The organism is Pseudarthrobacter sp. L1SW, assembly GCF_020809045.1.
Lineage (GTDB): Bacteria > Actinomycetota > Actinomycetes > Actinomycetales > Micrococcaceae > Arthrobacter.
On record NZ_CP078079.1, the window covers coordinates 1,649,801 to 1,670,975 of the forward strand.

Consider the following 21,175-nt stretch of genomic DNA (forward strand, 5'->3'; position numbering starts at 1 on the left):
GTGCGTGGATGCCAGACAGGGACACCTGTCTGGCATCTGTGCTGAAATAGACGGGACACATCGGCAGCGTGCCGCGGTGCGCACATGGACATGGAGATATGGATTAAGTCATGGGAATCGCTTTCGGACTTGTCTATCTCGCGTTGCTCCTGTTCTTTGTCGCACTGATCATCAGGCTGGTCTTTGACTGGGTCCAGATGTTTGCGCGGGAATGGCGTCCACGGGGCGTCGCCCTGGTGGTGGCCCACGCCGTGTATTCGATCACCGATCCGCCCCTGAAAGTGCTGCGCCGGCTGATCCCGCCCCTGCGATTGGGCGGCATCTCCCTGGACCTGGGTTTCCTGATCCTCTTCATTGCAGTCAGCATTGCGATGGGGATCACCAGGGGCCTTGCCTGATTTACCCGAAACAGACCTAGCAGCGCAGGGTGGACCCGTCCGGGAACAGCTACTGTGAAGCGAAGAAAACTCGTGTTTGACACCGCAGTGTTGAATTAGAGTAACCAGACCAAATTTAGGTACCGTAGTTTTGACGGCCGGAAGGCCTACTGACTAACTAGACCAGTGAGGTGACCAGATGGCTTTGACGCCAGAAGACGTTGTCAACAAGCGCTTTCAGCCGACCAAGTTCCGCGAGGGCTACGACCAGGACGAAGTTGATGACTTCCTGGACGAGATCGTTGTTGAGCTCCGCCGCCTGAACCAGGAGAACGACGAACTTCGCAAGAAGCTCGCCGAAGCCGGGTCCAGCGTTCCGGCCAGCTCGGCTGCTTCCCCCGTCGTGGAGAAGGTCCCCGCGCCCGTCAAGGCCGACAAGGATGAGGCACGCGAAAAGGCGGAAGCCGAAGCCAAGGCCGCGGAAGCCGCGAAGAAGAAGGACGTTCAGCCGTCCGCTCCTGCCGCCGCAGCCCCAGCAGCCTCCACCGCTGCCGCCGTCGCAACCCCTTCGGCTGAGTCCGCAGCTGGCCTGCTGGCCATGGCCCAGCAGATGCACGACCGCCACGTCGCCGATGGCCAGGCCCAGAAGGACAAGATCATCGCCGAGGCGCAGATCGAAGCCAGCAGCCTGGTCAACGATGCACAGGAGAAGTCCCGCAAGATCCTCGGTGCCCTTGAGCAGCAGCGCTCCGTCCTGGAACGCAAGGTTGAGCAGCTCCGCGGCTTCGAGCGCGACTACCGCTCACGCCTGAAGGCCTACATCGAAGGCCAGCTGCGCGACCTGGATGCCCGTGGTTCCGTGGCTACGCCGGAAGTCAGCGAAGCCAACTAATCCGTCAAGCACGTATTCTGAAAGCCGGTGGCTGAGGATTCCTCGGCCACCGGCTTTTGGCATTGACACCGGTTTTACGAACGAAAGCACCATGACTGACGAACTCGCTGCGGACTCCGCACGCCCTGTCCCACCTGCCCCGCGCCCAGGCCGCGCGGTGCTGCTGTCCGTCTTCGCAGGGTTTGCGCTTTTCGCCTACATCCTTGACCAGCTCACCAAGCTGTGGGTCACGTCCAGCATGGTGGAAGGCGAACGGATCCCCGTCTTGCCGCCACTGCTGCACTGGTACTTCATCCGGAACTCCGGCGCTGCGTTTTCCATCGGCGAAAACGTCACCTGGGTGTTCTCCATCATCATGGCCGCGGTGGCTGTGGCCATTCTGTTCCAGATCCGAAAACTGGGATCGCTCTGGTGGTCCCTGGCGCTGGGCCTGCTGCTGGGCGGCGCCCTGGGCAACCTTACCGACCGGCTGTTCCGGGAACCGTCCTTCGGCATGGGCCATGTGGTGGATTTCATCCAGCTTCCCAACTTCGCGATCTTCAACATCGCCGACTCGGCGGTTGTTTCCGCCGTGGCCATCATCTGCATCCTGACACTTCGGGGCATAGCACTGGACGGAAGCCGGCTGACCTCAGAACGCAAGGACACGTCCGGCGATGCCTGAAACGATGCCTGAGCGGATTGTCGTTGGTGATGAATATGGGGGAGCCCGGGCGGATGCCGGCCTTGCCGGCCTGCTTGGCATTTCGCGTTCCCTCGCCGCCTCGCTCCTTGCGGAGGGCCATGTGCAGAGCAAGGGCAAGACGCTGGGCAAGTCGGAGAAGCTGGTGGCAGGCGATGTGCTCCAGGTCAGCAGGCCGGAACGGCGTGACCCCCTGGAAGTCGTGGAGGAAGTTGTGGAAGGCCTGAAAATCCTGCTCGATGACGAGGATTTCGTCGTGGTTGACAAGCCCGTGGGCGTCGCCGCCCATCCGTCACCGGGGTGGGTGGGGCCCACTGTGGTGGGCGGCCTGGCCGGGGCCGGCTACCGCATCTCCACCTCCGGGTCGCCGGAGCGTGCCGGCATCGTGCACAGGCTCGACGTCGGAACGTCGGGTGTCATGGTGGTGGCGAAGTCCGAGCGCGCCTACACCGCCCTGAAGCGGGCATTCAAGGAGCGCACGGTGGACAAGGTCTACCACGCCGTTGTCCAGGGCCTTCCGGATCCGCTGGTTGGAACCATCGATGCACCCATCGGCCGGCACCCGGGGCACGACTGGCGTTTCGCCGTGATCGAGGACGGGCGCCACTCCGTCACGCACTACGAAGTGCTTGAAGCCTTTGGCAAAGCCAGCCTGGTCGAAGTCCACCTGGAGACGGGCCGCACCCACCAGATCCGCGTCCACTTTGCCGCCCTTCGGCACCCCTGCGCCGGAGACCTGACGTACGGTGCCGATCCGCGGCTTGCTGCCACCCTTGGCCTGACGCGGCAGTGGCTGCACGCCCGGGAACTGGGATTCGACCACCCGGTGACCGGGGAACCGGTCCGGGTCAGCAGCGACTACCCGCAGGACCTCGCGTTTGCCCTGGAAGTGCTCGCGTCCGGCAAGGCCTGACGCGGTCCAGCCACACCCGGCGCATAGAATAGTGCGGTGACTTCCAGCAACGACTCGTTTGTCCATCTCCACAACCACACCGAGTACTCGATGCTGGACGGTGCCGCCAGGCTCGGCGAGCTGTTCGATGAAACGGAGCGGCTGGGCATGCCTGCCCTTGCCACCACCGACCACGGCTACCTCTTCGGCGCCTTCGACTTCTGGAAGAAGGCCACGGACAAAGGGATCAAGCCGATCATCGGCGTCGAAGCCTATGTGACTCCGGGAACAGCCCGCGGTGACAAGAGCCGCGTGCGCTGGGGTGAGGAACACCAGCGCAAGGACGATATTTCCGGCGGTGGTTCCTACACCCACATGACCCTGCTCAGCTACAACAACGCGGGCATGCGGAACCTGTTCCGGGCATCCTCCATCGCCTCCCTTGATGCAGTCTTCGGCAAGTGGCCGCGCCTGGACAGGGAGCTGCTGAACACCTATTCCGAGGGCCTGATCGCCACCACGGGCTGCCCGTCCGGTGAAATCCAGACCCGGCTGCGGCTGGGCCAGTACCGCGAGGCGCTGGAGGCCGCTGCGGAGTTCCGGGACATCTTCGGGGCGGAAAACTACTTCTGCGAACTCATGGACCACGGGCTGGACATCGAGCGGCGCGTCACCGGGGACCTGCTGCGGCTCGCCAAGGAGCTGAACCTCCCGTTGGTGGCCACCAACGACCTCCACTACACCCACGAGCACGATGCCAAGGCCCACGAGGCCCTGCTGGCCATCCAGTCCGGTTCAACCCTGCTGGAACCCACCTATGACAACGGCGGGTCCCGCTTCGCCTTCTCCGGCAGCGGCTACTACCTGAAGTCGCCCCAGGAAATGCGGGAACTGTTCCGCGACCACCCCGACGCCTGCGACAACACCCTCCTGATCGCCGAGCGCTGCGAAGTGTCCTTCAACACCGGGGCCAACTACATGCCGCGGTTCCCCTGCCCGCCGGGGGAGGACGAAACCTCCTGGCTGGTCAAGGAAGTGGCCAAGGGGCTGGAATACCGTTATCCGGGCGGTGTCCCCGACAACGTCCGCGCCCAGGCCGACTACGAGCTGGGCGTCATCACTTCCATGGGTTTCCCCGGCTACTTCCTGGTGGTGGCGGACTTCATCAACTGGGCCAAGAACAACGGCATCCGGGTTGGCCCCGGACGTGGTTCCGGCGCCGGCTCCATGGTGGCCTACGCCATGCGCATCACCGACCTGGACCCGCTGCGCCACGGTCTGATCTTTGAACGGTTCCTGAACCCGGACCGCGTCTCCATGCCCGACTTCGACGTCGACTTCGATGACCGGCGCCGCTCCGAAGTCATCGACTACGTGACCCGGAAATACGGCGACGAACGCGTGGCCATGATCGTCACGTACGGCACCATCAAGACCAAGCAGGCGCTGAAGGACTCCTCGCGCGTGCTGGGCTACCCGTTCAGCATGGGTGAAACGCTCACCAAGGCCCTGCCCCCGGCCGTGATGGCCAAGGACATCCCGCTGGCGGACATCCAAAACCCGGAGGCCAAGCGCTACGGTGAAGCGGGCGATTTCCGCCAGCTCATCAGCACGGACCCGGAGGCCGCGAAGGTTTTTGAGACGGCCCTGGGCATCGAGGGCCTGAAGCGGCAGTGGGGTGTCCACGCGGCCGGCGTCATCATGTCCTCGGACCCGATCATCGACGTCATCCCCATCATGCGCCGGATCCAGGACGGCCAGGTCATTACCCAGTTCGACTACCCCACGTGTGAGGGCCTCGGCCTGATCAAGATGGACTTCCTGGGCCTGCGGAACCTGACGATCATTTCCGACGCCCTGGAAAACATCAAGATGAACCGCGGCATCGACCTGGACCTGGAAAACCTGGAACTCGACGACGCCCCGTCCTACGAGCTGCTGGCCCGCGGCGACACCCTGGGCGTGTTCCAGCTCGATGGCGGGCCCATGCGGTCCCTGCTCAAGCTGATGAAGCCTGACAACTTCGAAGACATTTCCGCAGTGCTCGCCCTGTACCGGCCCGGTCCCATGGGCGCCAACGCGCACACGGACTATGCGCTGCGCAAGAACGGGATCCAGGAAGTCATCCCCATCCACCCGGAACTGAAGGAACCCCTTTCGGAAATCCTCGGCGGAACCTATGGCCTGATCGTGTACCAGGAACAGGTTATGGCCGTGGCGCAGAAGCTGGCCGGGTACTCGCTGGGCCAGGCAGACATCCTCCGGCGCGCCATGGGCAAGAAGAAGAAATCGGAACTGGACAAGCAGTTCGCGGGTTTTTCCCAGGGCATGCAGGACAACGGCTACTCCATGGAGGCCGTGAAAACCCTGTGGGACATCCTGCTCCCCTTCTCCGACTACGCCTTCAACAAGGCGCACTCGGCCGCCTACGGCGTGATCTCCTACTGGACCGCCTACCTGAAGGCGCACTACGCCCCGGAGTACATGGCCGCGCTCCTGACCTCCGTGGGCGACGACAAGGACAAGTCGGCCATCTACCTCAACGAATGCCGGCGCATGGGCATCACCGTGCTGCCGCCGGACGTGAACGAGTCCGCCCTGAACTTCACTCCCGTGGGCAATGACATCCGCTTCGGCATGGGTGCCATCCGCAACGTGGGCGTCAACGTGGTGGAGGCCATGGTGGCCGCCCGGGAAAGCGAGGGGGCGTTCACGTCCTTCAAGGACTACCTGATGAAGGTCCCCGCCGTGGTCTGCAACAAGCGGACCATTGAATCCCTGATCAAGTCCGGCGCCTTTGATTCCCTGGGCCACCACCGCCGGGCCCTGGCCATGATCCACGAAGAGGCGATCGACTCCGTGATCACGCTCAAGCGGAACGAGGCGATCGGACAGTTCGACCTCTTCGCCGGCTTCGACGAAGCCGAGTCCGAGTCATCCCTGAGCATCGAAATCCCGGACCTGCCGGAATGGGAAAAGAAGGACAAACTCTCCTTCGAACGCGACATGCTGGGGCTCTACGTTTCGGACCACCCCCTGCAGGGCCTCGAAGGGCTGCTGAGCCAGCATGCGGAGATGAGCATCACGTCCGTCCTGGGCGAAGACGGACCGCAGGACGGCGCCATCATCACCATTGCCGGAATGATTACGTCGCTGAGCAGGCGCATTGCAAAGGCCAGCGGCAACGCGTACGCACGGGCCGAGGTGGAGGACCTGGGCGGCTCCATGGAAGTCATGTTCTTCGGCCAGGTCTACGGCCCCATCGCTTCCGTGCTGGCCGAGGACCTGATCGTGGTGGTCAAGGGACGCCTGCAAAAACGCGACGACGGTGCCATCACACTGAACTGCATGGAGCTGTCCGTCCCCGACCTCAGCGAGGGGCTCAACGGCCCGCTGGTGATCACCATGCCCACCTACAAGGCCACGGAAGCGGTGGTCACCGAACTTGGCGACGTCCTCCGTACCCACCGGGGCAACTCCGAAGTGCGGCTGCACCTCCAAGGCGACACGCGGACGGAAATCATGGGCCTGCCGGTCCACCTGCGCGTGAACCCCAGCCCGTCCCTGTTCGGCGACCTGAAAGTGCTCCTCGGCCCCGCCTGCCTTGACGCCTGACACACGGACTGACGACGGCGGGCGGCACGTGCCGCCGTCGTCCGCGGTTTGCCGGGACTGCTAGATCTCGTAGTCCAGGGGAACCGGCTGGCCGTACGCTCCGCCGTGGTATAGCAGGGGAGAGCCTTCGCCGCCCACCTGGCCGTCCACCACCTGGACCACCACCACGGCGTTGTTTTCGAAGGACAGGCGCATCTGCACTTCGCCAATAAGCCAGCCTGCCACGCCCTTGAGCACCGGCACGCCGTGCGGGCCCACCTCCCAGTGGTCACCCTCGAAGCGGTTGCCGGCACCGGCAAACCGGTCAGCAAGCTGCTGGTTCTCCAGGCCCAGCATGTGGACCCCAAGGTAGGTGGTGTTGGCCACGGCAGGCCACGAGCGTGAACTGCGGGCCATGTTGAAGGTGAAACGCGGCGGCTGCGCGGAAAGTGAGGCAACCGAGGTGGCGGTGAAACCGTAGGGCTGGTCCTGGTAGTTGACCGTGATGATGGCGACGCCGGCAGCATGGCGCCGGAACATCTCCCTGAACGTCCGCTCAAACGGAACGTCGGCTGTTGTCACGGAAACTCCTGGTGGCTGGAATGGCTGGTGTTCTCTGTCCTCCTTCAAGGGTATTGGTCCGGCGCGCCTGCGGTGAATCACTTGAAGCACCACGAACGGCGGTTAACCCGGCAGAACATTTGTTAAGGTTTGTTGCATGACGAAAGCCACCCGCCGCACGCGCCCGCGCCTGTCCTGGGCTGTATTCGCGGTCCCGGCAGCTGCGGGTGTCCCGCTCGGCATCCTGTGGTGGCTCCTGGCCCCCGGCGGGCTCAACCTGATCACCCGGGATCCCTCCCTCGCCAGCGGCACCAATCCGGTGGTCTGGCTGCCGCGGGACCTGACGCTGGCCGGCCTGCTGGTCCTGGCCGGGTGCCTCCTTGCCGTCTTCCTGGCCGACAGGAAGCGCGTGGACCCGCAGGCGGACCTGGTGATGGGGCTCGCCGGCGCCCTGTGCGGCGCAGTGACCGCCTGGCAGGCGGGGCTGCTCAGTGCCCAGCTGTGGGCGCCCGCCGTGGACGCCTCGGCGAACGCCAGCATTGCCTTTTCGCTGCGGGCCTGGCCGGTGCTGCTGCTGTGGCCCGCTGCCACGGCCGCTTCGGTTTTTGTACTGGAGCTTCTAAACCTCCTGGGCAGGAAGTCCGACGGCGGCACGCACCAGCCGCAGCACGCTGCGGCGGCGCCGTGAAGCAGGGCGGCGGGCCCGTAAAATGGCATGGTGACCATTTCTTCGGAGAATCCCGCCAGCCCAGCCGCCGCCGTCGTAGACTTCCGCACCGTTGACCTGCGCGGCCAAAGCCTGACCCTCGCCGGACTGCGCGCCGCTGTCCCGCGCGCCCAGGGCCAGACCGTGGCGGACGCGGAAGGGAAGGTCCTGGACATCATTGCGGCCGTCCGGCGGGGCGGCTTCGAAGCACTCGGAGAACTCGCCCTTCGATTCGACGGCGTGCAGCAGCGCCATCCGCTGGTCCCGCAGGAGGCCCTGGCAGCCGCCCTGGAGGAGTTGGAGCCGTCCGTCCGCAGCGCGCTTGAGGAGTCCATCAGCCGGGCACGGCGCTTCGCGGACGGCCAGCGCCCCCGCGACATCGAGGTCGAGCTTGGCGACGGCGCCGTGGTGGCCCAGAACTGGGTGCCGGTGGCAAGGGTGGGACTCTACGTACCCGGCGGCCTCGCCGTCTACCCGTCCTCCGTAATCATGAACGTTGTTCCCGCCCTCGCCGCCGGAGTGCAGTCGATCGCACTGGCGTCGCCGCCGCAGAAGGAGTTCGGCGGCCTGCCGCACCCCACCATCCTGGCCGCCGCCGCTCTGCTGGGCATCACCGAGGTGTACGCCATCGGCGGCGCCCAGGCCATCGCCGCGTTCGCCTATGGTGTTGAGGCCACGGAGGCTGGCCCGGCACTGGAGCCTGTGGACGTGGTGACCGGGCCGGGCAATATCTTTGTTGCCACCGCCAAGCGCCTGGTGAAGGGCGTCGTGGGGATCGATTCGGAGGCCGGCACCACGGAGATCGCCATCCTGGCGGACTCCACGGCCCGGCCGGCCCTGGTGGCCGCAGACCTCATCAGCCAGGCTGAACACGACCCCAAGGCGGCCTCGGTGCTGATTACCGATTCCGAGGACCTCGCCACGGCGGTCCGCGCCGAACTCGGCCACCAGGCTGGGGCCACCAAGCACTCCGGACGGGTCCTCGAGGCGCTGTCCGGACCGCAGTCCGGGGTGGTACTGGTGGACAACCTGGAACAGGGCATCGCAGCCTGCGACGCCTATGCGGCAGAACACCTGGAGATCATGACCGCGGACGCCGCCGGCGTGGCCGCCAGGATCCGGAATGCCGGCGCCATTTTTGTGGGCGACTACAGTCCCGTCAGCCTGGGGGACTACTGCGCGGGGTCCAACCACGTCCTGCCCACCAGCGGCACCGCCGCTTTTTCGTCCGGCCTGAATGTCACCACGTTCCTGCGGGCCATCCAGGTAGTCAACTACAGCAGGGACGCGCTGGCCGAGGTCAGCGGGCACATTGTCAGCTTGTCCGGCGCCGAAGACCTTCCCGCCCACGGGGAAGCGGTGACGGCAAGGTTCGCCTGAAACCCCTCCCGGGCCAATATCTAGTGGGTCCTACCACTACATGTAGTATTACACGCTTGTTATTAGGGGTCCCGGGGACATAAAATAGGAGGCGCTGAAGGTGCGCCTGCACTGGCGCCTGGGAAGGAGGGTGGCACTATGTATTGTCCGTTCTGCCGCAACCCGGACTCCCGGGTGGTGGACAGCCGCATGGCGGATGACGGTTCGGCCATCCGCCGGCGCCGCCAGTGCCCGGAGTGCGGCCGAAGATTCACCACGGTGGAAACTACCAGCCTTTCCGTGATCAAGCGTTCCGGCGTGGGGGAGCCCTTCAGCCGCAGCAAGGTGATCAACGGGGTGCGCAAGGCCTGCCAGGGGCGGCCCGTCAGCGAAGACGACCTCGCGCTGCTCGCGCAGGAAGTGGAAGAGCAGATCCGGTCCTCCGGCGCGGCCGAGATCGACGCCCACGAGGTTGGCCTGGTCATCCTCGGCCCGCTGCAGAAGCTGGACAAGGTTGCCTACCTGCGCTTCGCCAGCGTCTACCAGGCTTTTGAATCCCTTGAGGACTTTGAAACCGCTATCGCCCTTCTCCGCCAGGAGGAGGAAGGCGCCCCAGGTATTACCCCAAAGGGCGCGAAGAGCTCCGAGAAGAGCCCACTCTAGACTCCGGTGGCGGCAGCGGAGGGGAAGCCGCAGCCGCCACCGGCACCACCGTCAGGATCCGCGTTGGCGGGCGGTTCACCTGCCCCCGGACACCGGCAGCACCACTCCTGTGATGTAGGACGCCTCGGCTGACATCAGCCACAGGACTGCCGCGGCCACCTCCTCCGGCTCCGCTCCACGTCCCATGGGAATGGTGGGGTTGAGGCGTTCCATCCGGTCCGGCATCCCGGCTGCTGCGTGCAATCCCGTGTTGGTGCTGCCGGGGGCCACGGCATTGACCCGGATGCCTTGGCTGGCCACTTCCGCCGCGAGGCCCACGGTCAGGACGTCCACCGCACCTTTGGACGCCGCATAGTGCGCCCATGTCCCGGGTGACCCTGCCTTGGTGGCAGTGGATGAGATGTTGACGATGCAACCGCCGCGTCCTCCGGCCGCTGTGCCGAGGCGCCGCACCGCCTCCTGGCACACCTGGACGGTCCCGGTGATGTTGACGTCCATCACCCGGCGGACCGTCTCAGCCGGCACATCGGCAAGCTTGCCGATCCGGTTCCCGGTTATCCCGGCGTTGTTCACGACGGCCGTCAGTGTGCCCAGGTTGGCGGCGGCCTCGAACAGGGAACGGACGGCGGAGGGGTCGCTGACGTCCGCCCGCACCGGAACTGCCGTGCCGCCGTCGTCAGTAATGCCTCGCACCACGGAATCCGCGCCGGCGGCATCCGCCGAGTAATTCACGACGACGGCAAATCCCCTGCGGGCAGCAAGCCGCGCAATGGCGGCGCCGATGCCGCGGCTGGCCCCCGTCACCACCATGACGCCCCGGCCCGGGGCGGTCGCAGCCACGGCTACTTGGCGAGCTTGTGCTTCAGCGCGATTTCGATGGCGGCACCAACGATGCCGGCCTCGTTGCGAAGGACTGCCGGCACGATGGGGGTGCGGAGCCGGAGGTTGGGCAAGTACTCGTCGGCGCGCTTGGAGATGCCGCCGCCCACAATGAACAGTTCGGGCGAGAACAGGAATTCGACGTGCGAGAAGTAGCGCTGCAGCAGGACGCTGTATTCGTCCCAGGACAGGCCGTCGCGCTCCCGTGCCACTGCCGAGGCTTTGGATTCGGCGTCGTGGCCGTCGATTTCCAGGTGGCCCAGTTCAGCGTTGGGAACAAGCTTGCCATCGAAAATGAACGCCGAGCCGATTCCCGTGCCCAAAGTGATCACCAGGACCGTGCCCTTGACACCGGCCCCCGCACCGTAGCGGGCCTCCGCCAGCCCTGCGGCGTCGGCGTCGTTGATGACCTCCACCGGCCGCCCCAGCCGGGCGGTCAGGAGCGCATCGATGTCCGTGTTGAGCCAGCTCTTGTCCACGTTGGCGGCGGAGTGGACCACGCCGTGCTGGATGATGCCGGGGAAGGTCACGCCCACGGGCGAGCCGGCCGCCGGCGCCTCGGGCCGGGCAGAAAGCTCTGAGACCACCAGAGCCACTGCTTCGGCAACGGATTCCGGGGTGGCCGGCTGGGGGGTGGGGACCCGGAACCGTTCGCCAAGCAGCTTGCCCTTCTTCAGGTCGACGATGCCGCCCTTGATTCCAGTGCCTCCGATGTCGATGCCGATCAGGGGGGCGTTCTTGTGCGACTTTTCGTCATTCTTGGCCAATGGGATTCCGTTCGTGGCAGAGGCGGGCAGGGTTGCGGCGGCCGGAGGGCCGCCTGGGATGTGATGTCCGGTCAGGAACCGGGAAAGGGTATGCGGCGATCAGTACATCAGGCTGGAGACCAGGTGAACAGGCTACGGCAGGGTCAGGATCTCCGCACCGGAGTCCGTCACCAGCAGCGTGTGCTCAAACTGGGCAGTGCGCTTCCGGTCCTTCGTGACCACGGTCCAGTCATCAGCCCACATGTCCCACTCCACGGTGCCCAGGGTCAGCATCGGCTCGATGGTGAAGACCATGCCGGCTTCGATCACGGTGTTGTAGGCCGGGGCGGCATCGTAATGCGGAATGATGAGCCCAGTATGGAATGCTTCGCCCACGCCGTGGCCGGTGAAGTCCCGCACCACACCGTAGCCGAAGCGCTTGGCGTAGGACTGTATGGCGCGGCCGATCACGTTGATTTCACGGCCTGGGGCCACGGCCTTGATGGCCCGGTTCAGCGACTCCTGCGTCCGTTCCACCAGCAGCCGGGATTCCTCGTCTACGTCGCCCACCAGGAAGGTGTAGTTGGTGTCGCCGTGGACGCCGTTGATGAAAGCGGTGATGTCGATGTTGAGGATGTCGCCGTCCTGGACCACGGTGCTGTCCGGGATGCCGTGGCAAATGACTTCGTTCAGGGACGAACACAGGGACTTGGGGAAGCCCCGGTAGCCCAGGGTGGACGGGTAGGCGTGGTGGTCAAGGAGGAACTCGTGGCCCACCTTGTCCAACTGGTCCGTGGTGACGCCCGGCTGGATGTGCTTGCCCACTTCCACGATGGCCTGCGCGGCGATCTTCGAAGCCACCCGGATCTTCTCGACCGTTTCGGGGGATTTGACCTCCGAACCCGTGAACTTTGCCGGGGCAGGCTTGCCGACGTACTCCGGCCGGGGGATGGACGCCGGGACGGGACGCTGCGGACCTATGGTTCCCGGAGTGAGGGTGCCGATGGGTGCAGTCGAGGCAAGGGAAGGCATAGATTGATCATATAAGGCACTGCAGAACGCCTAACAACCGGAAGCCGCGCGGGACCCGCGAAAGAATTTAAGTTACGCGGATCACGCCGCTGCTTCCCCGCCGCCGGAACGAGGAGCCACGATGACTGAGTACTGGTACAACGTCAGGACGCACGAGATCGAAGAGGACCGGCTGTCCGACTGGAGCCAGCTGATCGGCCCGTACAAAACCAGGGAAGAGGCCGAGCACGCCCTCGAGAAGGTCCGCGCCCGCAATGAGGCGTGGGAAAAGGACGACGACGACTGAACGTCGGGCGGAAGGGCTGGCCGGGTGCCGGCCAGCTGTTCCGTCGGCGCCTTTCAGAAGGAGTGTTCAGGCCCGGGGAACTGGCCGGACCGGACGTCGTCGGCGTAGGCAGTGGCAGCATCCAAAAGGGTGCTGCGCAGGTCCGCGTACTGCTTGACGAACTTGGCCATCCGCCCGCCGCGGAGCCCCGCCATATCCTGCCAGACGAGCACCTGCCCGGTGGTTTCCTTGCCGGCGCCGATCCCCACGGTGGGAACAGTGACCGCCGCGTCCACCGCGGCCGCCGTCTCGGCCGGAACCATTTCCATCAGCACACTGAACGCGCCCGCCTCAGCCAGCGCGACGGCGTCGTCAATCAACCGCTGTGCGTCGCCGCCGCGGCCCTGGACGCGGTACCCGCCCAGCGCGTGCTCGCTCTGCGGGGTGAAACCGATGTGCGCCATCACCGGGATCCCGGCCTGCACCATGGCCTTCACGGTGGGGGCATAGTACTTGCCGCCCTCAATCTTGACGGCGTGGGCCAGGCCTTCCTTGAGGAAGCGAACGCCCGCGGCGACGGCCTGCTCGGGCGAAACCTCGTAGCTGCCGAACGGCAGGTCGGCCACCACCAGCGCGCGTTTGGCGGACCGCGCCACGGCCCTGCACAGCGGGAGCAGCTCGTCCACGGTCACCGGCAGGCTGGTTTCATTGCCGAACACGTTGTTCGACGCCGAGTCGCCGACGAGGAGCACTTCGATGCCGGCGGCGTCGAAGATCTCCGCCGTGTACTGCTCATAGGCAGTCAGCATCGCGAACTTGGTCCCGTCCCTCTTGGCCTGCTGAAGGTGGTGGATGCGGACTTTTGCAGGCTTCCGTTCCGCAGCGGACGCGGCAGCCTGCCCGGGCCCGCTGCCGTAGGGGGCGGGGACGTCGGCGGACATGCTGGAGTCGGAGCTGTTGCTTGTGGCCATGGCACGAGCGTAGTGCGGTACCGGCCGTCCTAGCTACCGGCGGCCGTCACGGCCAGTGGTGATACGCATCATAGGTCGGCGCCAGGACACGTCCCCGGGAGCGGGCGGAGGCGCGCTCCGGAGCCAAAATCCGGCGGGGAGGTGTTAACGCTGTGTTACGCGCGGCGCAGGCTCCAGCATCGGCGCCGAATGCTTAGTACAGTGTTGGTGAACTGCTGCCGGCTTTCCCCCTCTGCGGACCCGGAGCATGGACGTTGACCGGAGAAGAGGCCATCATGGACCGCCAGCAAGAGTTTGTCCTGCGCACAATCGAAGAGCGCGACGTACGGTTCGTACGCCTGTGGTTCACCGACGTCGTGGGCTCGCTCAAGTCCGTGGCACTTGCGCCCGCTGAGGTTGAGGGCGCCTTCGAGGAAGGCCTGGGCTTCGACGGTTCCGCGATCGAAGGCCTGGCCCGGGTGTTCGAATCCGACATGTTGGCCCAGCCCGACCCCTCCACGTTCCAGATCCTGCCCTGGCGCGGCGAGACGGAGCAGACGTCGAGGATGTTCTGCGACATCCTCACGCCCGACGGCGAGCCGTCCGCCGCGGATCCGCGCAATGTGCTGAAGCGGACCCTCGCCAAGGCGGCGGACATGGGCTTCACCTGCTACACGCACCCCGAGATCGAGTTCTACCTCCTGAAGTCGCAGGAACCGGGTCCGGACGGCGCGCCCGTGCCGGTGGACGAGGGCGGCTATTTCGACCATGTGCCCGGCGGCGTAGCCCAGGACTTCCGCCGGACGGCCGTGACCATGCTCGAATCCGTGGGGATCTCGGTGGAATTCAGCCACCACGAAGCAGGTCCAGGCCAGAACGAAATCGACCTCCGCTACGCGGATGCCCTGCAGACCGCGGACAACATCATGACGTTCCGCACGGTCATCAAGGAAGTGGCACTCCAGCAGGGGACCTATGCCACCTTTATGCCCAAGCCGTTCACCGCGCATCCCGGGTCCGGCATGCACACGCACTTCTCCTTGTTTGAGGGGGACACCAACGCCTTCTACGAGGCCGGCGCGGAATTCCAGCTGTCCAAGACCGCCCGCCAGTTCATTGCCGGCATCCTGAAGCACGCCCCGGAATTCACTGCGGTGACCAACCAGTTCGTCAACTCCTACAAGCGGCTCTGGGGCGGCGGGGAAGCCCCCAGCTACCTGAGCTGGGGCCACAACAACCGCTCGGCGCTGGTCCGGGTTCCGCTGTACAAGCCGGGCAAGGGGCAGTCCGCCCGGATCGAGTACCGCGGCATCGATTCCGCCGCGAACCCCTACCTGGCGTACGCCGTCCTGCTCGGCGCCGGCCTCAAGGGCATCGAGGAAGGCTACGACCTTCCCGCAGCCGCCGAGGACGACGTCTGGTCGCTGAGCTCCGCGGAACGCCGGGCCATGGGCCACGATCCCCTTCCCGCAAGCCTCCACGACGCCATCCGGACCATGGAAGACTCCGAACTGATGCCCCAGATCCTGGGCGAGCAGGTCTTTGAACACTTCCTGCGCAACAAGCGCGCCGAGTGGCAGGACTACCGCCTGCAGGTGACGCCCTACGAGCTGCAGCGCAACCTCGGCATCCTCTAGGCGGCGGGCGTGAGCCTGGCACGCCGCCTTATTGCGGCCGGTTTCAGTGACCTTGAAAAGGGCGAAAGGTTCCTGGCTGCCCGCGAACTGGAAGGGCTGGACCAGGACAGGCTATTCGCGGGACTGCACATGGCAGCCAGCCCGGACACTGCCCTGCAGTCCCTGGTCCGGCTGATCGAAAAGCACCCGGAGCTGCGGGACCTCGCCGCCGCCGACCCCGACACCAGCGAGCCCATGTACCGGGTGCTCGGTGCGTCCGAGGCGCTGGGGGAGTTCCTCATCCGCCACCCGGAACACCTGGAGGCCTTCCGGGTCAGGGCAAGTCCTGAGCCGCTGCAGGCAAATCCCGCGGACCTGCGCGACGCCCTGCTGCAGTCCGTTGGCGCCGACCCGCGTGCCGAGCGCCCGGTGGCAGCCAGCACGGGAGCCGAGGCCTATGCCGCCCTGCGCACGGCCTACCGCAGGGGAGTAGTGGACCTCGCCGTCAAGGACCTGTGCGCGGCCGATCCCCTGGACTTCCTGCCGTCTGTGGGCGGCGAACTCGCGGACCTGGCCGGGGCAGCCATCGAGGCGGCCCTCGCTGTCTCGCGCGCCGAGGCCTCCGGGCAGTACGCCGCGGAGGACGTAGCCGCCGTCGGGCTTGCCGTCATCGGCATGGGCAAATGCGGCGCCCGCGAGCTGAATTATATTTCCGACGTCGACGTCATTTACGTCGTGGACCCCGGGTCCCTCGACGACGCGCACGCCAGCACCATCGGGACGGCCCTTGCCAGCGGGATATCCCGCGCCATCTCCTCCGTCGCACGTGAGCCGGGCCTCTGGGAGGTGGACGCAAACCTGCGGCCGGAAGGAAAATCCGGTCCGCTGGTGCGCACCCTGGCCTCACACGAGACGTACTACGCCCGCTGGGCCGAAAGCTGGGAGTTCCAGGCCCTCCTCAAGGCCAGGACCATTGCCGGTGACGCCGCCCTGGGCCGCCGCTACGAGGAGGCCGTGGCGCCGCTGATCTGGAGTTCGGCGAGCCGTGACGGTTTCGTTGAATCCGTCCAGGCGATGCGCCGCCGGGTCACCGAGCACATTCCGGCCGCGGAGGAGCAGAGGCAGATCAAACTGGGCCGCGGGGGCCTCCGTGACGTTGAATTCACTGTCCAGCTGCTTCAACTGGTGCATGGGAAGGCAGATGAAACGCTGAGACGGCGTGACACCACTTCTGCCATCGCTGCCTTGTCCGCCGGCGGGTACATTGGCCGCTCCGACGCGGCCGCGTTCGACAATGCCTATCGGTACCTGCGGCTGCTGGAGCACCGCATCCAGCTCTTCCAGCTGCGCAGGACCCACCTTATGCCGGTGGCTGAACCGGCCCTCCGGTCGCTGGCCAAGGCCGTGCTGGGGCCCTTCTCAAATGAGCGGCCCCACCCGGACGCGTTGCTCGCCACGTGGCAGAAGACCAAGCGTTCAGTACGGGAACTGCACGAGCGTATCTTCTACCGGCCGCTGCTCAACACGGCCGCCAAGCTCAGCAGCGAGGACGCCAAACTGACCCCGGAAGCCGCCCAGGGCCGGCTTGCCGCCCTCGGATACCGGGATCCGCAGGGTGCCATGCGGCACATCGAGGCGCTAACGGCCGGGGTCAGCAGGCGCGCCGCCCTGCAGCGGCAGCTGCTGCCAATCCTGCTTGACTGGCTGGCCGAGGGCGTGGATCCGGATGCCGGGCTGCTTGCCTTCCGGCGCATCAGTGAAGCGCTGGGAACCACGCACTGGTACCTGGGAATGCTCCGGGACTCCAACGCCGCAGCAGAACGCCTGTGCCACATGCTGTCGAATTCCAGGCTGATCGCGGATCTCCTGGAGGTCTCGCCCGAGTCCGTCGCCTGGCTGGGCCACGACAAGGACCTGATGCCGGTGGGCTTCGAAGCCCAGTGGCAGGAGATCACGTCCAAGATGTCCCGGCATGCGGATCCGGAGAGCGCCATGCGGCTGATCCGCCTGATCAGGCGGCGGGAGATCCTGCGGATCGCCGTGGCCGATTCAGCCGGCCTGCTGGACCAGGACCAGGTGGGGACTGCCCTGGCGGACACCGACCGGGCTGCAGTGCTGGGTGCCCTGCGGGTGGCCGAAGGCATCGTCTCCGCCGGCGGCCCGTTGAAAACGGCAGTCCTGGTGGTGGCCATGGGCAGGCAGGGCGGCCGCGAGATCGGCTACGGCTCGGACGCGGACGTTATGTATGTGCACAGGGCACTGCCCGGTTTCAGCCAGGAGGAAGCGCAGGAGCAGGCTGCCCGGATCGTCGCGAAGGTCTCCACTCTGCTGACCCAGCCCCTGAAGCCGGCCATCATGGCCGAGCGCGTCCTGCAAATGGACGCAGACCTGCGGCCCGAGGGAAAGAACGGCGCGATGGTCCGCTCGCTGGATTCCTTTGCCGAGTACTACCGGCGATGGTCCCTGATCTGGGAGGCCCAGGCGCTCCTAAGGGCGCGCCCCATGGCCGGCAACGACGATCTGGCCAAGGATTTCCTCGAACTCATTGACCCCATCAGGTACCCGGAAACCATCGCGGACACCGACGTGCGGGAAATCAGGCGGATCAAGGCGCGCGTGGAGGCAGAACGGCTGCCCCGGGGAGCCGACCCCGCACGGCACCTGAAACTGGGTCGCGGCGGATTGAGCGACGTCGAATGGCTGGTCCAGCTTCTGCAGCTTCAGCACGCGGGCCGGCACCCCGAACTGCGGACCACGTCCACGCTCGAGGCTCTGGAGGCCGCCGCCCAGCTTGGCCTGCTGGCCCGGGCGGATGCCGAGCTCCTGGCCCGGGCCTGGCGCCTTGCCAGCCGCATCCGGTCCGCCAACGTGATCTGGAGCGGCAAGGCCTCGGACCTCCTGCCCTCCTCCCGCCGCGACCTGGAAGCGGTGGCGCGCTGGTGCGGGTACGAGCCGGGACAGGCAGCCGTGCTTGAAGAGGACTACCTTCGGGTCAGCCGGCGCGCACGGGCGGTCTTCGAACGGGTTTTCTACGGCCAATAGGCACGGCAGGCAGCAGGACGCCTCCCCGGCGGTGACCGCGAATGGCTGACACCAGTCAGAGCCGGTGCTATTTTGGGCCCATGGCTACCGAAATCTATTTCAACCTGCCCGTCAAAGACCTGAAACGCTCGGTGGACTTTTTCACCGCCCTTGGCTTCTCCTTCAACCCGGACTATACGGACGAGAATGCCACCTGCATGATCGTCAACGAGAACGCGTACGTCATGTTCCTGGTGGAGTCCTTCTTCAAAACCTTCACCTCCAAGGACGTTGCGGACAGCAAGGGCTCCGCCGAGGCGATCATCGCCTACTCGGTGGACAGCCGGGAGGCGGTGGACGAGGCCGTGAGGACCGCACTGTCCTCCGGCGGGTCCCCGTCCGAGAAGCCGCAGGATTACGGGTTCATGTACAACCACAGCTTCCAGGATCCGGACGGCCACCTCTGGGAAGTGATGTGGATGGATCCGGCCGGTCCGCCGGCTGAATCCGCGGCGGACGGTAATTCCGCCGGCCCCCAGTCCTGAGCGGCATGGACCGGAGCGTCTGGCTTATTTCGCTCCGGGACCTCGACGCCGATGCCCGGGCTGTCCAGCTCGGTGCGGTGGCGGGCTTGGAGCTTGGCCCCGGGCAGGAGCGGTTCGTCGGCGACCCGCTCCGGATGGCCCTGGCAGGACTGGCGGAGGAATCGCGGCGGCCTTACGTGATCGAGTGCGCCGGCCGGGCTGTTGGGGTGCTGACCCTGCAGGCGGGGGCAGCACGCCTGGCGGGGTGGCCGGACGAGGCGTCAGCGTGGCTGCTACGGGGTTTCCTGATCGACAGGCGGGAGCAGGGCCGTGGGCTGGGCCAGCTCGCCGCAGCCGCCGCTGTGGCGGCCGCTGGAAAACTTACCGCCAGGCACCAGACCCCGGAGGCCGGCGTCGTTCTTTCGGTTAACGAAGCCAATCCTGCGGGCCTGTCCGCCTACCGGCAGGCGGGCTTCGAGGACCGCGGCCAGTACACGGGAGGGGCGGCAGGACCCCAACGCATCATGTTCCGCAGTTTTCGGCCACAATAGCGTCTCGGCGGCGGGGCGTCGTTTGCACTGAGAAAGCGATTGCCCGATCATGTGGATTGGCGGTGTTCTTCAACCTTGTTGGGGGGAAGGCTGCAACGGTCTTCATCCCGGGGGGCATTCGTCAGGGGGTCTGGTTCCCGGTCTCAGCACGTCTGGAACCGGGCCCCCACCTATACTTTCTTCCCGGCCAGGGTCCCTTCCCGCGCATGGCCTTAGGGGCGGCACGCAAAAGGCGGCCACCGGATAACCGGTGGCCGCCTTTGGTGTCTTAGGAGTCCTGAAGAACAGGTCCTGGACTAGACGCCGTAGTAGAGCTCGAACTCGTAGGGGTTCGGGCGCAGCGACAGCGGGCGGATCTCGTTCTCGTACTTGTACTCGATCCAGGTGTCGATCAGGTCCTGGGTGAACACGCCACCGGCCTGCAGGAACTCGTTGTCCTCGCGCAGTGCTTCCAAGGCCTCCTCGAGGGTGCCCGGTGCCTTGGGGATGTCCTTGGCTTCCTCGGCCGGGAGCTCGTAGAGGTCCTTGTCGATCGGAGCCGGGGGCTCGATGCGGTTGCGGATGCCGTCGATGCCGGCCATCAGCTGGGCAGCGAACGCCAGGTACGGGTTGGATGAGGGGTCCGGCGCGCGGAACTCGATGCGCTTGGCCTTGGGGTTGGTGCCCGTGATGGGGATACGGATACCGGCGGAGCGGTTGCCCTGCGAGTAGACCATGTTGACCGGAGCTTCGAAGCCCTTGACCAGGCGGCGGTAGGAGTTCACGGTCGGGTTGGTGAAGGCCAGGACGGCGGAGGCGTGCTTGAGCAGGCCGCCGATGTACCAGCGGGCGGTGTCGGACAGGCCGGCGTAGCCCTTCTCGTCGTAGAACAGCGGCTCGCCGCCGTTCCAGAGCGACTGGTGGCAGTGCATGCCGGAGCCGTTGTCGCCGAAAACCGGCTTGGGCATGAAGGTTACGGACTTGCCCCAGGCGTCTGCGGTGTTCTTGATGACGTACTTGAACTTCTGCAGGTCATCGGCAGCGTGGGTCAGCGTGGTGAACTTGTAGTTGATCTCAGCCTGGCCGGCGGATCCAACTTCGTGGTGGCTGCGCTCGACCTCGAGGCCGGCCTCGTCCAGTGCAACACACATGGCGTCACGGAGGTCAGCCTGCTTGTCGGTGGGGGAGACCGGGAAGTAACCGCCCTTGACGGGGGTCTTGTAGCCGAGGTTTCCGCCCTCTTCCTCACGGCCGGTGTTCCAGTGTGCTTCTTCGGAGTCGATCTTGTAGAAGCTGCCCTGCGGGGAGGACTGGTACTGGACGTTGTCGAACACGAAGAACTCGGCTTCGGGAGCGAAGAACGCGGTGTCCGCGATGCCGGTGGAAGCCAGGTACGCTTCAGCCTTCTCGGCAACGCCGCGGGGGTCGCGGTGGTAGGGATCGCCCGTGCGGGGGTTCACGATGGAGAAGTTCAGCGCGAGGGTCTTCTCCATGCGGAAGGTGTCCAGGAACGCCGTGGTGACGTCGGGGATGAGCTGCATGTCAGACTCTGCAATGCCCTGGAAGCCGCGGATGGAGGATCCGTCGAAGAGCTGGCCGTTGATGAAGAAGTCGGCGTCAACACTCTTCGCGGGGACGTTGAAGTGCTGCTGGACGCCCGGAAGATCGGTGAAACGGATGTCGACGAACTTAATATCTTCGTCCTTGATGAACTTGAGGACTTCGTCCGCAGTCTTGAACATCTATGCTCCTAACGCATATGTAAATATCTGGCGTGCAAGCCAGCTGATCCAGCGCAATCCGAAGGCAGGGAAACAACGCGGTGTTCCCCTGCCTTCAGTACCCTGCCGCAATTGCCTGCCGTGTACTACCTGCTGTGTTGCCTT

General features: G+C 65.7%; 19 protein-coding genes. 13 read left to right on the forward strand and 6 right to left on the reverse strand.

The window, feature by feature from the left end; genetic code table 11:
• Nucleotides 1-110 precede the first annotated feature (110 nt).
• From KTR40_RS07580 to dnaE, 5 genes are all read left to right on the forward strand, one after another.
• Complete coding sequence (locus tag KTR40_RS07580; protein ID WP_139028864.1) at nucleotides 111-398, forward strand: YggT family protein; 288 nt, start codon at nucleotides 111-113, stop codon at nucleotides 396-398.
• 178 nt (nucleotides 399-576) lie between these two features.
• Entirely contained in the window at nucleotides 577-1,269 is a 693-nt protein-coding gene (locus KTR40_RS07585) for a DivIVA domain-containing protein (protein WP_228405762.1), read from the forward strand.
• A 91-nt stretch (nucleotides 1,270-1,360) separates the two neighbouring features.
• Nucleotides 1,361-1,933, forward strand: a complete 573-nt coding sequence (gene lspA / locus KTR40_RS07590) for a signal peptidase II (protein ID WP_228405763.1) — start codon at nucleotides 1,361-1,363, stop codon at nucleotides 1,931-1,933.
• Nucleotides 1,934-1,937: 4 nt separating this feature from the next.
• A complete protein-coding gene (locus tag KTR40_RS07595) occupies nucleotides 1,938-2,864 on the forward strand; it encodes an RluA family pseudouridine synthase (RefSeq protein ID WP_139028882.1) in 927 nt (308 codons plus the stop codon).
• Between the two features lie 36 nt (nucleotides 2,865-2,900).
• Nucleotides 2,901-6,458: a DNA polymerase III subunit alpha gene (dnaE, locus tag KTR40_RS07600; protein ID WP_228405764.1), complete on the forward strand. Its 3,558-nt coding sequence runs from the start codon at nucleotides 2,901-2,903 to the stop codon at nucleotides 6,456-6,458.
• A 60-nt stretch (nucleotides 6,459-6,518) separates the two neighbouring features.
• Here the strand turns inward: dnaE and KTR40_RS07605 are convergent, their stop codons facing one another.
• Nucleotides 6,519-6,977 carry a flavin reductase family protein gene (locus KTR40_RS07605; protein WP_139028883.1) on the reverse strand — a complete coding sequence of 153 codons (459 nt, stop codon included), beginning with the start codon at nucleotides 6,975-6,977 and terminating at the stop codon, nucleotides 6,519-6,521.
• A gap of 178 nt (nucleotides 6,978-7,155) precedes the next feature.
• On the opposite strand from KTR40_RS07605, the gene KTR40_RS07610 reads away from it, so the two are divergent.
• From KTR40_RS07610 to nrdR, 3 genes are all read left to right on the forward strand, one after another.
• A complete protein-coding gene (locus KTR40_RS07610; RefSeq protein ID WP_228405765.1) occupies nucleotides 7,156-7,686 on the forward strand; it encodes a hypothetical protein in 531 nt (176 codons plus the stop codon).
• 27 nt (nucleotides 7,687-7,713) lie between these two features.
• A complete protein-coding gene (gene hisD, locus KTR40_RS07615; protein ID WP_228405766.1) occupies nucleotides 7,714-9,084 on the forward strand; it encodes a histidinol dehydrogenase in 1,371 nt (456 codons plus the stop codon).
• Nucleotides 9,085-9,222: 138 nt separating this feature from the next.
• Nucleotides 9,223-9,726, forward strand: coding sequence for a transcriptional regulator NrdR (gene nrdR / locus KTR40_RS07620; RefSeq protein ID WP_228405767.1), 504 nt, complete (start codon nucleotides 9,223-9,225; stop codon nucleotides 9,724-9,726).
• 75 nt (nucleotides 9,727-9,801) lie between these two features.
• Here nrdR and KTR40_RS07625 read toward each other — a convergent pair whose 3' ends face one another.
• From KTR40_RS07625 to map, 3 genes are all read right to left on the reverse strand, one after another.
• Nucleotides 9,802-10,536 (reverse strand): SDR family oxidoreductase, encoded by a 735-nt coding sequence (locus KTR40_RS07625; RefSeq protein WP_139028884.1) that lies wholly within the window; start codon nucleotides 10,534-10,536, stop codon nucleotides 9,802-9,804.
• 32 nt (nucleotides 10,537-10,568) lie between these two features.
• Entirely contained in the window at nucleotides 10,569-11,372 is an 804-nt protein-coding gene (gene ppgK / locus KTR40_RS07630; RefSeq protein WP_139028870.1) for a polyphosphate--glucose phosphotransferase, read from the reverse strand.
• Nucleotides 11,373-11,504: 132 nt separating this feature from the next.
• The gene (gene map / locus KTR40_RS07635; RefSeq protein WP_139028871.1) at nucleotides 11,505-12,383 is read right to left on the reverse strand and encodes a type I methionyl aminopeptidase; all 879 of its coding nucleotides are present in this window, start codon (nucleotides 12,381-12,383) and stop codon (nucleotides 11,505-11,507) included.
• A 121-nt stretch (nucleotides 12,384-12,504) separates the two neighbouring features.
• On the opposite strand from map, the gene KTR40_RS07640 reads away from it, so the two are divergent.
• Nucleotides 12,505-12,669 (forward strand): SPOR domain-containing protein, encoded by a 165-nt coding sequence (locus KTR40_RS07640; RefSeq protein WP_120691318.1) that lies wholly within the window; start codon nucleotides 12,505-12,507, stop codon nucleotides 12,667-12,669.
• A gap of 53 nt (nucleotides 12,670-12,722) precedes the next feature.
• On the opposite strand, the gene panB is transcribed toward KTR40_RS07640, so the two are convergent.
• Entirely contained in the window at nucleotides 12,723-13,619 is an 897-nt protein-coding gene (panB, locus tag KTR40_RS07645; RefSeq protein WP_228405768.1) for a 3-methyl-2-oxobutanoate hydroxymethyltransferase, read from the reverse strand.
• A gap of 275 nt (nucleotides 13,620-13,894) precedes the next feature.
• On the opposite strand from panB, the gene glnA (KTR40_RS07650) reads away from it, so the two are divergent.
• The 4 genes from glnA (KTR40_RS07650) to KTR40_RS07665 all read left to right on the forward strand — a co-directional run bounded on the left by glnA (KTR40_RS07650) (nucleotide 13,895) and on the right by KTR40_RS07665 (nucleotide 19,310).
• Nucleotides 13,895-15,235 carry a type I glutamate--ammonia ligase gene (glnA, locus tag KTR40_RS07650; protein ID WP_066280551.1) on the forward strand — a complete coding sequence of 447 codons (1,341 nt, stop codon included), beginning with the start codon at nucleotides 13,895-13,897 and terminating at the stop codon, nucleotides 15,233-15,235.
• 9 nt (nucleotides 15,236-15,244) lie between these two features.
• Nucleotides 15,245-18,256 carry a bifunctional [glutamine synthetase] adenylyltransferase/[glutamine synthetase]-adenylyl-L-tyrosine phosphorylase gene (locus KTR40_RS07655; RefSeq protein WP_139028873.1) on the forward strand — a complete coding sequence of 1,004 codons (3,012 nt, stop codon included), beginning with the start codon at nucleotides 15,245-15,247 and terminating at the stop codon, nucleotides 18,254-18,256.
• A gap of 80 nt (nucleotides 18,257-18,336) precedes the next feature.
• Nucleotides 18,337-18,780, forward strand: coding sequence for a VOC family protein (locus KTR40_RS07660; RefSeq protein ID WP_139028874.1), 444 nt, complete (start codon nucleotides 18,337-18,339; stop codon nucleotides 18,778-18,780).
• Between the two features lie 5 nt (nucleotides 18,781-18,785).
• Nucleotides 18,786-19,310 (forward strand): GNAT family N-acetyltransferase, encoded by a 525-nt coding sequence (locus KTR40_RS07665; protein ID WP_228405769.1) that lies wholly within the window; start codon nucleotides 18,786-18,788, stop codon nucleotides 19,308-19,310.
• A 296-nt stretch (nucleotides 19,311-19,606) separates the two neighbouring features.
• Here KTR40_RS07665 and glnA (KTR40_RS07670) read toward each other — a convergent pair whose 3' ends face one another.
• A complete protein-coding gene (gene glnA, locus KTR40_RS07670; protein WP_139028876.1) occupies nucleotides 19,607-21,031 on the reverse strand; it encodes a type I glutamate--ammonia ligase in 1,425 nt (474 codons plus the stop codon).
• Between the last annotated feature and the right edge of the window lie 144 nt (nucleotides 21,032-21,175).